This window comes from Zhengella sedimenti, from assembly GCF_046506625.1.
GTDB lineage: Bacteria > Pseudomonadota > Alphaproteobacteria > Rhizobiales > Rhizobiaceae > Zhengella > Zhengella sedimenti.
On record NZ_JBKFFP010000008.1, the window covers coordinates 68,799 to 81,173 of the forward strand.

Consider the following 12,375-nt stretch of genomic DNA (forward strand, 5'->3'; position numbering starts at 1 on the left):
AGAGCAAGCCAGCGATGCCCGGAAGAACAAAAAGACGACCGACGGGGGACACAATGGAAGGCCTCAAGCGAACGCTGCTCACGGAGCTTGCCCGCCAGAATTCCGTTCTGGAAGTTGTCATGGCCTGCGTGGCACAGGGAATCGCGTTGTACGACCGGAAACTCAATCTCGTCCTGCACAACGAAAAGTACCTCTCGCTCTACGACGTTCCGCAGGAAACATCGCTTGTGGGCACCAACAAGCTCGACATGCTGGCCATGCGCGCCGACCGGGGCATCTACAGCGAAGAGAGCTTCAGGCAATATCTCGCCCATCTCCATGAAATGCTCTCGCACCGAGACCCGATGCGCACGGTCTGCGAACTGACAAACGGACGGGTGATCGAGGTCAACGCCGCGCCGATGGAGGACGGCGGCTGGCTTTGCACGCACCATGACATCACGGCACAGCACAAGCTTCAGAAGACCATCGAGCACGTGGCCTGCACCGACGAGCTGACCGGTCTCTACAACCGCCGCGTCATGGAAAAGGTGTGCAAGGAGGCCTTTGCCCGCTGCGAACCGGGCTGCGGAACGTCACTGGTGCTGCTGGATCTCGACGGGTTCAAGCAGGTCAACGACGTGTATGGTCATTTCGAGGGTGATCACATCCTCAAGCAGGTGGCCGGACGCCTGCGGGCGGGCGCCCGGCGCGAAGACACCATCATCCGGCTGGGCGGCGACGAATTCGCAGTGGTCCAGCCGCGCATCGGCACCGCCCGCGATGCCGAGAACGCCGCCTACGCGCTCATGGAACGGTTCCAGGAGGAATTCGACATCGACGGTCGGCATGTCTTCGTGGGATGCAGCGTCGGCCTTGCCTATTGCGATACGGACACGGCGGACCTGAAGACGATGCTGAACGAGGCCGACCGGGCGCTCTACCGGTCCAAGGGCAAGGGCGACGGTTCGATCCATTTGGCGCGCTTCGACAGGAACGGCCCCCATTTCAAGACGCTGACCCGCGAAGAGGCGCTGGGACGAATGCCGCCGGGCGCCTTCACGCCGATGCCCGCTGAAGCCATCGTCTGGAACGGCTACACGTAAATGACACCGGAGGCGCGACGCCCGGTCTGATCCTGCCGATCCGGCGCGCGGTCCTCACCCTGTTGCCGGCCCGAACCGCGCCCGTCCGGGTACGCCGTCGCGCCACCGCGACCCTCGCGCGCTTCCGCCTGTCCGCCGGCGGCGAAGTCCTGGGCCAGGGCCCGTTCCTGCCCCCCACCCTGAAGCGCGCCTGGCGCCGGCTGCGACTGGTGCGCGCCCGTCACGCGCAATTCGGCGACGGTGCAGCCCTGATGGCGAAGCCAGTCGGCAACGCCGTCAGCGTCCAGTTCGAGCAGACGCCGGCCTTCCTGCGTCTCGGCCCGGATCTCGACAACGAGGCCCTCGCTGCCCTGCCGCAGCGTCACGGCGACATGCCCCAGATGCTCCGGCTTGAGCTGGATCCGCATCGTCTTTTGGGACGCATGGGCCAGCACGCTTCCATCCGGCAGCCGGTCCTGCCCGGCGGCGTCCGGCCGGCCGAGGGAGGATGCCAGATCACCGATCGAGGTGGCCAGCGATCGCGTGTCGACGGCCGGCATCGAGGACGTCATCAAGCCGGCAGGGGAAACCTGCGCGGCCGGCGCGGGTGCCTGTTTCGCATTTCCAGGCACGGGCTCGTCGACGCGCGAAGCCGCGCCGTCCCGCGACGCCGCCCTTTGAGCCGGTTCCTGCATTGGCGCCGGTGAGGGACGGTCCGGCACCGGGGCAAGCAAAACCTGCCTGCCTCCGGCGTCCGGACCCGGCATGGCCGTTGTAGCCGCCCGCAAGAGCCCATTGCTGCCCTCGCCCGGTTTCGATGCCGGCGGCAAGACCGGTTCCGTCGCCGCTCGCGCCGCCGCTCCGGCCATGATTTCGGATGCGGCAGGCGTTGTGAACGCTGCGCCCGCAAACGCGGCCGGTTCGCGCCCCTGGCGTGACGTTCCGGTCGAAGCGGGGGGCCCTGCCGTCACGGCAGCTGTCATGACCGCGAACGCCGGCAGCACGGGCAGGTCAGGCATGGCGCCTTGCATCCCGGCGGCATCGCCGTCCGGGTTTCCTTCTTCGCGGGAGACGCCGCCATCCTCCGCCTCCGGCGCATCCGCGACAGGTCCGGCTCCGGCGCGCAGGACGGGCGTGAAATACCCGGCAACGGCGGGTTTTCCCGGCGGCATCGACTTGCGCTCGCCGTCTCCGCTGGCCAACAGCGCGGAAAAGGCCTGGCCTTGCGCACCCTTCCCGGGCGGCGCCTCACGCGTCTGCTGCGCGGAAGCGCTTTCCCTGTTGCCCGCGGCGGCGGCGGGATGCGCGCCCAGGGCAAAGGGGGGCGGCTTCAGCAAAGACATCATTTCGGCAAGTTCCTCAAGAGTTCGTCCACGGCTTTCATCTGCTCGCTCGCCTTGTCGAACAGCGGTTTCAGATCGGCGATCGCCCCGGCTTCCACGCCCTCGCGGGTTTCCATGCCGGTTTCTCCGGCCGACAGCGGCGGCGCTTGTCCGGCACCCGCGCCAGGCAGCGGACTTTCCACCCTTCCCCCCGCGGCCGGCGACCGGGCGTCCGGTGCCAGGGATACGCCTTCGCCGGGCTTGCCGTCGGCCGGGTCATCCCCGAGCGCCGACGTGATCATTGCTGCGGACTCCGGATCGCCATCGGTCGCCTCGCGCACTGCATGGAGCGCGGCATCGAGCAATTCCCGGTCCGCCGGCGGCACGCTGTCCCGGTCCACATGCCTGAGCATGCCCCAGGCCTTGACCAGCCGGCCCTTGGCCACCTGCGACATGCCGGCATAGAGATGCGCGCGCTGGACCCGCTCGTCGGCACTGTCGGCCAGATCGGAGAGCAGGCTCGCCGACACGATGTCGGCGATTTCGTCGCGACCGGCGATCAGGGCGTCCCGCGAAAGGCGCATCTTGACCGTGACGCGCGCATCCTCCGGCAGAAGATCGAGCACCACGCGGATGCCGTCATCGGTCGGCAACCGGATGACGCCTTGCATGAAGAATTTCAGGAACTGCCCGAAATAGGGCGAGGTGGCGAAGCGGTTGGCATAGGAGGCCGCTGCCCGGTGGAACGCCGGCGCATCGCCGGAACCGGCATGCAGCCATACGAGGCGGCGCAGCGCCACTTCCTCCAGCAATGTTCCGGGCGCCAGAAGCCGGACGAGATCGAAGTTGCGGACCGCTACCTCCCGATTCTCGGCCATGGCCGCATTGCCCTTCGCCATGGCGACATAGGCGCCCAGGGGCAGTGGCAGGGCGAGCGGATCGATGGTTTCGAAGCGCGACAGCGCCGCGCGCGTCTCGCGGCGCAGATATGACACCACCGCCCGCGAAAGTTCCGCGTCCGGATGGTCCCCGGGCACGAAGGAAAGCACCTGGACGGCGGCCACCGGATCACCCCCGGCCAGGCCGAACAGGAGGACGGGGCCGATGTCTGTTTCCGGCAGGATCGGCTTGCCGCGCATGGCAAGCAGCTGCTCACGCATCATCCGCAGGATATCGGACTGAAGCTTGAGGGCGCTGCGCTCACCCTTCACGATGCTGTCCTGAACCTGAAAAAGACCCGACAAGAGCGCGGCCGCGCCTGGCAGCACCGAGGCGCGGGGTTCGGGAAGGGGCGGCGGGGGCGGCGCGGCCTCTCCGCCGGTCCTGTCCCGCGCCTCATGGCCGGAAACCGGGCCGTTGTCCTCGGCGGCGGCGGAGACGGTCACGGCGAACGCCAGGAAAGCCGCAAGGCAGAGGCGGTGACCGATCACTGTTCGATCTCCAGCAGCAATTCGATGCGGCGGTTGGAGTCGTCATAGGGATCTTCCGGCACACGCAGCTTGCGGTCCGCGAAACCGGTGATCTGCGAAATACGCGTCTCGGCGAAGCCCGCGCGCTTGAGCATGAAGAAGGCGGCGCGGGCGCGATCCATGGACAGGCGCCAGTTGTCGTCGTTTTCGGCGCGGATCGGCCGCCCGTCCGTATGGCCGAAGATACGAACCTTCCCCGGCTGCCCGGACAGCACCCGGGAGACCGCGTCCATTGCCCGGACAAGCGGTTCACGGGGGACAGCGGAACCGATCTCGAACATGGGGAAACCGAGCTGGTCGGTCAGCGAGATCATCACACCGCCATCCTGCGGCTGCACCTCCAGCCTGTAGAGCTGGCCCGAGGCAGGCCCGAGTGCCTTCTCCAGCGCTTCCCGGATCGTCTCGGAGACAGCCGCCACGGCATCCGCCATCTCTTCCTGCGGGGCTTTGCCGACGTCGGCGCCGGTCTCTCCCTCACGCCCGCTGTCCGCTTGCGGGGCAGGTCCGGCGGCCTTGTCCTTCCCGTCCGGGCTCGCGGACAATCCAGCCGCCTCCCCGCCTTCCTCCCGGTTGGCCCCCGTTTCCTGTCCGGAGGCACCCGCTTCACCGGATGCCCTGCTGCCATCCTGTTCCCAATTGCCCGACGGCGCCCAGTACTCGGCGGCAAGGGGATCGACGAAGCCGTCGGTCGGAGCGCCGCTGTCGCGCGAAAAGGGCTCCGGCACAGCGACGGCGGGAAAGTCGGTCACGTCCGGCGGGCCGGCTATGACCTCCAGGCTCCTGACCGGATCGGCGAAGAACGCGTCCTCGCTCATGGTTTCCACCGGCGTATTGCCGGCCACGTGCGGCAAGTCGGCCTTGCCCTCCTGTCCGGTGTTGTCGCCGGTTGCCGGTCCGCCCTCGTTCTCCTGCAAGCCCTTCTCGCTGCGATTGCGCTCGACCAGCTTGATCGGGTTGAAATAGCTGGCCACCGACCGCTTTGTCTCCTCATTGGCGGCATTGATGAGCCAGAGCACGAGGAAGAGCGCCATCATGGCGGTCATGAAATCAGCGAAGGCGATCTTCCAGGCTCCGCCGTGATGACCGTCCTCGCCCTCGCCGCTACGCTTGACGATGATGATTTCCTGAGCGTTGGCCCCGTCATTCATTATCGAGGTCTCCGGCCAGTCCAGCCAGTCCGGCAAAGCGCGCCGCCAGCACTTCCGTGTCGAGGCGCAGCGTCAGTCCATCCTCCGGGCCTTCGGCAACAGTGACGGCATAGCCCTTGCGCTCCAGTTCATCGCGCAGGAAGGGAACCAGGTCGCGGGGTGCTTCCAGCCTGCATGGCGTCTCGGGACGCATGGCAAGCGCCTCTGACGCGGCCTTGAGAAAGCGGTCCGTCATCCGCTCGCGGACCGTGCGCGAGACGACCGGCTCGAGGATGCGCCCGACGGTCACCGACAATTGCTCCGCCAGTTCCACCGAGATGCGCTCAAGGCCCGCGGCCAGCTGCCCGGAAAGCTGGCGCGCCTCTGCCATCCGCCCGGCTTCGCGCTCGCCCGCTCCCGCCGCGGCACTCACGAAACCGTAGTCCTCGCTTTCACTGCCAGCGCCTTCGCCATTGCCGTCGGACGGGACATCCGCGCCGTCCGGTCCGAAAGCGGGTCCGGGTGCCTCGGCGCCATCGCCGGAAGAAGCCACTTCCCCGGATTGAACCGGCGCATCGGAAACCGGCACCGGCCCGCCGGGGTCCGCGGGCAAGCCGTCCACGAAGCCTGTGTCCGGCTCCGCGCCCGACTGCATGACGGGCGCTGGCGCAATCTGCTCCGTCCCCGGATGCGCAGACTCAAGGCCGGGCAGATCCGCGGTCGAGGCGACGTCCGGAAATCCTCCGGGTGCCGGTGCGGGACTTTCATCGCGGCGGGATTGCGCAACAGGCGGAACGGCGGGCTCTTCCTCCGCGGCGCCCGGCAGCGGCTCCCAGGCCTGCTGCGGCTGTTCGTCCGACAACGGCACGAAGGGCGCGGGGCGGGTCTCGTCAAGGTCAAAGGCGACGAAGCCGTCGTCCGGAAGAGAGTGCGCGGGCCGGCCCATCATGCCGCCTCATTGAGCCAGCGCCGCAGCACCTGCACCGCGCGCTCCTCGTCGTAGTCGATCATGACTTCGAGGCGCTCCTTGGCGGACATGCCCTGGTTGCGCAGGACCTGAAGATAATCGCCGCTATCGGCGGCACCCGGACCGGACAGGGCGGACTGCAGGCCGCCGGGCGCCGCGCGGCCCTGATCGGGCAGTCCAACGCCCAGTTCGGCCGCGAAATCGGCTTCCGTCGCACCCGGCACTGCCGCTTCCGGTTCCGGTCCGGCAATCGCGGCCCTTGCAAGAGGACGCAGGCCCAGGAAGATGACGAGCAGGGCCACGCCGACGAAGGCAGCCGCCTTGATGGCGGTGTTGATGTAGCTCTGCATCTCGCCGCCCATGCCGGCCTCGACCGGCGCCATTTCCAGGTCTTCCGGCAGGAATTCGATGGCCGTTACGTTGATGCTGTCGCCGCGTTCCTCCTGAAGGCCCGCGGCGACGAAGACCATGTCGCGGATCTTCTGGATGCGCTCGTCAAGGTCCGTCACACCTTCCGGCAGCGTCTTTGCCAGCATCTCCCGGTTGACCACGACGGCGACAGAGAGGCGCTTGATGGAAAAGCCGTTGCTGACGACCGCAACACGCTTGGTGTTGATCTCGTAATTCGTCGTCTCCTCGCGCCTTTCGCTGTTTTCCTGGGTCTTCTGGGACGAATTGCTGTCCGTCCCTCCCTCATCGGTCGGTATGTTCTGTTCGACGGTGGTGTTCTGCATCGCCTCGGCCTGCGACGAGCTGTCCTGCGTGCGCACGACCTGGACCGAACGCTCGACGCGCGAATCGGGATCGTAGATGGTTTCCTCGATCTGCCGGCGATCGGTATCGAGATCCGCATTGACCGAGACGCGGAAGTTCTGGTTTCCGATATGCGGCCGGAGGGCATCGGAGATCTTCTGCGCCAGTTCGTTCTCGACGTTCTTTTCCAGGTCGAGCGACACGCTGATGGCGTCGCCGAACGTATCCTCGCCGGCGGCCAGCAGCTTTCCGGACGCGTCCAGGACGGTGACGTCGGTGCGTGACAGGCCGGGAACCGCGGCGGCAACGAGATGACGGATGCCCATCGCCTTGGAGCTGATATCGGAGCCGTTCGTGCGGATCAGCACGGATGCGGTCGGCCGGCGGTCACGGTCGCGAAAGCCCGCCTCGTCCGGAATGACAATATGGACGCGCGCCGCCTTGATGCCGGAAACGGACTGGATCGTCCGCGCGATCTCGCCCTCGAGCGCCCGCACGCGCGTGACTTCCTGCATGAAGGATGTCAGGCCGAGCGTGCCGAGATTGTCGAACAGTTCATAGCCTGCGCCCGCGCTGCCGGGGAGCCCCTTCTCGGCCAGGATCATGCGCGCGCGGCTGGTCTGGCCCGCCTCGACGAGAAAGGTCCCGCCCTTGGTATCGATGTCATAGGCGATGCCGGCTTCGGAGAGGACGATGCCCATGCGGTTCACGTCGTCGCGGTCAAGGCCGATATAGAGCGTCTCGTAGGTGGGACGGCTCATGAACCAGGACCCGCCGGCGACGAGCACCACGACGGCAACCATGGCCGCAGCAAGGGCCATCAGCCTTGCCGTGCCCAAGCCCTTCAAATTGCCGATCAATGTCTGGAGTTGATCTGCCACATGCTGCTCCGCCTGATTGGCAGACAAGCTAACTGGCGAAACTTGCGCGGAATTGGAGCGGCGGTTCCAGCCGGGCCGCGGAAAGGAAAAAGGCCGCCCGGAGGCGGCCTTCCAATGGTGTCAGTCCGTCAATCCGATCAGCGGAACAGCGACAGGATCGAGGAGGAGGAAGCGTTGGCCATCGACAGGGCCTGGATGCCCAGCTGCTGCTGGGTCTGAAGGGCCTGAAGGCGGGTCGATTCCTCGGTCATGTCGGCATCGACAAGCTGGCCGACGCCGCGGTCGATGGAGTCCATCAGGTTCGAGACGAAGTTCGTCTGGATGTTGATGCGGCTCTTGGCGGCGCCGAGATTGGCCGCCGCGGTCGTCATCGAGGACAGGGCGGAATCGACGTTGGAGATCATGTCGTCGATGTCGGTGTCGTCAATGCCGGCAGCGGTGATGTCCAGATCGGACACCGAAACCGTCACGGCGCCAGCGCCGGTCGTGGTGAAGGTGGAGTCGAGAATGCCGGACTGGTCATTGGCGTCGAACAGTTCGGTCGTCGTGGTGTCGACATTGATGAGACCGACAGAAACGGAGCCGTCAGAGGCACGGGTGAAGGAACCGACGATTTCCTTCGTCGCCACGAAACCGGCTGCGCTGGAGTCGACCGACAGCCAGTTCTCGCCGGAGAACGAAGCGGATTCGGCAATGGAGACCAGCTGGTTCTGCAATTCGGTGATTTCGGACTGGATCTTGGACCGGTCGACGCCGGGTTCACGCGAGGCCACCAGCTTGGACTTGATTTCGTCGACCACGTCGATGGCAGAGTTCATGCCGGTATAGGCCGTATCGACCTTGGCGGAACCCAGGCCAAGGGCGTCCTGGACCGTCGACAGCGCCTTGTTGTCGGACCGCATCGTCGTGGCGATGGACCAGTAGGCGGCGTTGTCGGAAGCCTCGGCAACGCGGTAACCGGTCGAGATCCGGTTCTGGGTCGTTTCCATGGCCTGGTTGGTCATCTGCAATGACTTGAGTGCGGTCATAGCAGCAGAGTTGGTAATGATGCTGGACATGAATTGTCCCTCCAAACTTCCAGAAAAGGGACATACCGGGCCGTCCGGTACAGCAGTCTGGCATCATGCCACGCGTCACGGAAATGACGCCTCTGCCGTTTCATGAGCCGGTATAGGGGGATTTCGTTTCCGATCCCTAAATGGGTTGCCTCAAAGGCCGTCTTCGGGGAAAGGCACTTCCCCCCAAGGTTACCAAAGCGTTGACACGCATCCCTCGCGCAAGCTTGGCAGGCTATCCAGAACGACCAAAGGAAGCAGGTGCTCATTCATGATCAGACATGCGATCGTGGCAGTGTCCGGCATGGTTTCCGTCCTCGCCGCCGCATTCCTGATGACGCGGGCGCCGGAACCGGCGGAAAGACCCGAACAGGCCGACCCCGCGCCGGCGGTGGCCAGGATGATGAACGAAACGGACCTGATCGCGCCCGTGTTCTCCGGCGGGTCCGTCAAAGGCTATATCGTGGCCAATGTCTCCGGCGCCCTGGCACCGGGCGTGGAGGACAATGTCGCCGTCTGGTATCTCAGCGACGCACTGCTGCAGCTGCTGCATGACACGCAGGACTTTCCCGCCGGCGAGGACGAGGCTCCCGAATCAGGGTGGCTCCAGTCCCGGCTCGAGGCCGCCGCAAACAGCCGATACGCCGCGCCGCTGATCAGGGACCTCGAGGTAACGCGCATCAAGTATCTGAAACGGATATGATTTTTTTCGCCCGCAATGTCGTTGAACATTTGTTAACCATACTGAATAATCTGGTGATACGTTGTTAATTGCGTAGCGAGCGAAAGACGGTGGTGGATCGTGACGATCCAGGCATGATGCCGCATCACCGTGCCCTGGGCGCCAGGATGTTCCCCTTGTTCCCTACAGGATCGGGACCGTGACCAGCATCAAGACGAACCCCGCCGCAATGATTGCGCTGCGGACGCTCAATGCGACCAATACAGCGCTCCAGCAAACACAGAACCGCGTTTCCACAGGCTACCGCGTTTCAGAAGCCGCCGACAATGCCGCCTACTGGTCGATCGCGACCATCATGCGGTCCGACAGCAAGGCGCTGTCCACGGTGCAGGATGCACTTGGACTCGGCACGGCGAAGATCGACGTCACCTATATGAGCCTCAATTCGACGATCGAGGTGGTCGACAACATCAAGTCGAAGCTCGTGGCCGCGCGCGAGCCCGGTGTCGACAAGGCCAGCATCCAGAGCGAGATCGTGGAACTGCAGGCCCAGTTGCGGGCAATCGCCGATTCCGCTTCCTTCTCGGGCGAGAACTGGCTCTCGGTGGACTCCAGCGCCGCCAACTACGTGCAGGTCAAGGAAGTCGTATCCTCCTTCACACGTGCAGGCACCGGCGTGACGGTCAACACCATCCAGATCGACACGGCCAATATCGAACTCTTCGACGATGCCGACCAGAGCGGTCTCATGGACTCGACCTTCACGACGACAGGCGCTGGCGCGCTCAGCGTCTCGGTCCATACGCTCGACATCACCGCGGCAGGCATGGACAACACGGACCTCGACGACATGATCTCCGCCGTCGACGCGGCCCATGTCTCGCTGACGTCCGCAGCGGCCGACCTTGGCGCGACCAAGAGCCGGATTTCCATGCAGAGGGATTTCGTCAACACGCTGCTCGATGCCGTCGAGCGGGGCATCGGCACTCTCGTGGACGCCGACATGACGGAGGAATCGACCCGGCTTCAGGCGCTGCAGACCCAGCAGCAGCTCGGCATCCAGGCCCTGTCGATTGCCAATTCCTCGGCCCAGAGCATCCTGAGCCTCTTCCAGTAACGTCCGGCGGACCGGCCGGACGGGTTGACGCATTCGCGCGCAGCGTCGCGCGAAGAACGGGGGGACAGAAGGTGACCCGTCAGCACGCCAGCCTGTTGGCCGCGTAACGGGCCAGCAGGTCTTCTGTCGTCTCGACACCGAGTTTCCGCATGATCCGGCAGCGAATCAGCTTCGTGGTATGCTCGCTGACGCCCAGGCGGCGGATCACCTCCTCACGACCGGCCCCATCGGCCAGAAGACGCAGATAGTCCTGCTCGATCCTGCTCCATTCGGGCATTTCCCGCCACCTTTCTCCAATCCGCCCCTGCATGCGCTAAACACGGTCCTTCCCCGTTCAAGGGGACGTCTCAGGCGGCGTGTGCCATGACGCCGCCCGAATTCCTGGCCATCCAGCGGCGCCGCGCGTGCGGTGCCGGATCCCTGAAAGGCGTCAGCGCCACACCCTGAAGCGCAAGCGCCTTGCGCATGCGCGCAAGGACCTCTTCATCGACCCGGAAAAGACCGCAGCAGACCGGACGTTTCCCGAAAATGTCGCTCCGGCCGATTTCGTCCAGTGCGGCACCGGATTTCTGATAGATGCGGCGCATGTGCGGCTCGTAGTTTGAAACGAGGGTCTCGATTCCGTTCGCCAATGCGCATTCGCCGAGGGCCAGGAGCATGAGGCACATCGCGGTCTGTCCGCTCATGCCCGGATGGACGACCTGCAGGCGCGCGATGTCGACGCACATGCGCGTGCCCTCCCAGATACGCGGATGGCAAAGGTCCATCCCCTCCGGATAGGTGGTGCGGAACACATCATTGAGCAGCGTCGGACCCATTGTCGGCATCAGCCGCAAGGAACCGACCAGGATTTCGGCGCGGTCATCTGTCCAGAGCAGATAGGCCGGCTTCAGGTCGTCGTAGGAATCGATTTCGGCATCGCCCCGGATCCCGACATCCCAGCCCAGATCGTCATGAAAAACCCTCTTGCGGAGCCTGTACATTTGTCCCAGTAATGCATGATATTCTGTATAGTCATCCGCTTGCACAAGAATGAACATTGCAACCTCCTGCTCATCCGAATGAACAAAGCGTATTTCGATGGGATTCTATCCCACAATACGCACATAAGGATTCCCTCAAATGCGGGTATCGTTATGGTTAACGGCAGGGAGATTTCCGGGAAAAACCGCATCCCGGACGGGATTCCGGGTCATTCGTCGGCGATCAGCTTGATCTGGAACGCCCTTGCGACGGCCTGGGGCAGGGAACTGCAGTTCAGCTTGTAGCGGGCGCTCTTGAGATAGCTGCGCACCGTGTGGCCGGAAAGGCCGAGGATCTGGGCAATGTCCTGGTAATCCTTTCCGCGCGCCGTCCACATCAGGCATTCGATCTCGCGCGGGCTGAGCGGTGGCAGCGATGCTTCGTCGCCGACCGCTTCCCTCAGGCCGCAATGATGAAGCCGGCTTGCGATCTCCACCAGTTCGTCGGCATATTCCGCGAGAAACGCGCTCCACGCATCGCCATCCATCATCGATGTGACGGAAAACAGCGAGCGCCGCGCCAGGCGGTCGATCACCGGCACGGAAAACCCATTGACGCCAATGGCATGTTCGGCAGCCTCCCGCATCAGCGCCGCAGCCTTGTCCGTGACCTTCAGATCGCGCCAGTCGAAGGGAAGCTGGCGCTGGAAGCCCTCAACGGCCACCGGATCGATGTCGACATAACTCATCAGAAGATATCGGCTGACCCAGGATTCCGGATAGGTCGTGCGCACGAATGGCCGGTCCAGCCGGCCCACCGCGGTCTGTCCGAGATGAAAGACGGTATGGGCGAGCCCGTATTCTTCCCGTACGGCGTAGACGATTTCCTGCGTGGACCGGCCTACGTCCAGCAGCACGGAAATTTTCCGAAGGCGGGCAGACCCCTCCATCCTCGCCGTTCCGGACAGCCCTGGTG

The 12,375-nt window shown here is 64.8% G+C and carries 12 protein-coding genes; 3 read left to right on the plus strand and 9 right to left on the minus strand.

Going from position 1 to position 12,375, the window contains the following annotated elements:
• Positions 1 to 53: 53 nt before the first annotated feature.
• Positions 54 to 1,085: a diguanylate cyclase domain-containing protein gene (locus tag ACLB6G_RS18350; protein ID WP_410357676.1), complete on the plus strand. Its 1,032-nt coding sequence runs from the start codon at positions 54 to 56 to the stop codon at positions 1,083 to 1,085.
• Here the strand turns inward: ACLB6G_RS18350 and ACLB6G_RS18355 are convergent.
• From ACLB6G_RS18355 to ACLB6G_RS18380, 6 genes are all read right to left on the minus strand, one after another.
• The gene (locus ACLB6G_RS18355) at positions 1,076 to 2,410 is read right to left on the minus strand and encodes a flagellar hook-length control protein FliK (RefSeq protein ID WP_410357677.1); all 1,335 of its coding nucleotides are present in this window, start codon (positions 2,408 to 2,410) and stop codon (positions 1,076 to 1,078) included. The genes ACLB6G_RS18350 and ACLB6G_RS18355 overlap by 10 nt on opposite strands.
• Positions 2,407 to 3,816, minus strand: coding sequence for a hypothetical protein (locus ACLB6G_RS18360; protein ID WP_410357678.1), 1,410 nt, complete (start codon positions 3,814 to 3,816; stop codon positions 2,407 to 2,409). The genes ACLB6G_RS18355 and ACLB6G_RS18360 overlap by 4 nt, the downstream gene beginning before the upstream one ends.
• The gene (locus ACLB6G_RS18365) at positions 3,813 to 5,003 is read right to left on the minus strand and encodes a MotB family protein (RefSeq protein WP_410357679.1); all 1,191 of its coding nucleotides are present in this window, start codon (positions 5,001 to 5,003) and stop codon (positions 3,813 to 3,815) included. Before ACLB6G_RS18365 ends, ACLB6G_RS18360 begins: the two co-directional genes overlap by 4 nt.
• Entirely contained in the window at positions 4,996 to 5,931 is a 936-nt protein-coding gene (locus tag ACLB6G_RS18370; protein ID WP_410357680.1) for a hypothetical protein, read from the minus strand. Before ACLB6G_RS18370 ends, ACLB6G_RS18365 begins: the two co-directional genes overlap by 8 nt.
• Positions 5,928 to 7,583, minus strand: coding sequence for a flagellar basal-body MS-ring/collar protein FliF (fliF, locus tag ACLB6G_RS18375; protein WP_410357681.1), 1,656 nt, complete (start codon positions 7,581 to 7,583; stop codon positions 5,928 to 5,930). The genes ACLB6G_RS18370 and fliF overlap by 4 nt, the downstream gene beginning before the upstream one ends.
• A 137-nt stretch (positions 7,584 to 7,720) precedes the next feature.
• The gene (locus tag ACLB6G_RS18380; protein WP_410357682.1) at positions 7,721 to 8,641 is read right to left on the minus strand and encodes a flagellin N-terminal helical domain-containing protein; all 921 of its coding nucleotides are present in this window, start codon (positions 8,639 to 8,641) and stop codon (positions 7,721 to 7,723) included.
• A gap of 268 nt (positions 8,642 to 8,909) precedes the next feature.
• Between ACLB6G_RS18380 and ACLB6G_RS18385 the strand changes: the two genes are divergently transcribed.
• Both ACLB6G_RS18385 and ACLB6G_RS18390 read left to right on the plus strand, forming a co-directional pair.
• Positions 8,910 to 9,341 (plus strand): hypothetical protein, encoded by a 432-nt coding sequence (locus ACLB6G_RS18385; protein WP_410357683.1) that lies wholly within the window; start codon positions 8,910 to 8,912, stop codon positions 9,339 to 9,341.
• Positions 9,342 to 9,519: 178 nt separating this feature from the next.
• Complete coding sequence (locus ACLB6G_RS18390) at positions 9,520 to 10,437, plus strand: flagellin N-terminal helical domain-containing protein (RefSeq protein ID WP_410357684.1); 918 nt, start codon at positions 9,520 to 9,522, stop codon at positions 10,435 to 10,437.
• Between the two features lie 79 nt (positions 10,438 to 10,516).
• Here ACLB6G_RS18390 and ACLB6G_RS18395 read toward each other — a convergent pair whose 3' ends face one another.
• The 3 genes from ACLB6G_RS18395 to ACLB6G_RS18405 all read right to left on the minus strand — a co-directional run bounded on the left by ACLB6G_RS18395 (position 10,517) and on the right by ACLB6G_RS18405 (position 12,316).
• Positions 10,517 to 10,714, minus strand: coding sequence for a LuxR C-terminal-related transcriptional regulator (locus ACLB6G_RS18395; protein WP_410357685.1), 198 nt, complete (start codon positions 10,712 to 10,714; stop codon positions 10,517 to 10,519).
• A gap of 70 nt (positions 10,715 to 10,784) precedes the next feature.
• Positions 10,785 to 11,477, minus strand: a complete 693-nt coding sequence (locus ACLB6G_RS18400; protein ID WP_410357686.1) for an acyl-homoserine-lactone synthase — start codon at positions 11,475 to 11,477, stop codon at positions 10,785 to 10,787.
• Positions 11,478 to 11,629: 152 nt separating this feature from the next.
• Positions 11,630 to 12,316 carry a LuxR family transcriptional regulator gene (locus ACLB6G_RS18405; RefSeq protein WP_410357687.1) on the minus strand — a complete coding sequence of 229 codons (687 nt, stop codon included), beginning with the start codon at positions 12,314 to 12,316 and terminating at the stop codon, positions 11,630 to 11,632.
• Positions 12,317 to 12,375 lie beyond the last annotated feature (59 nt).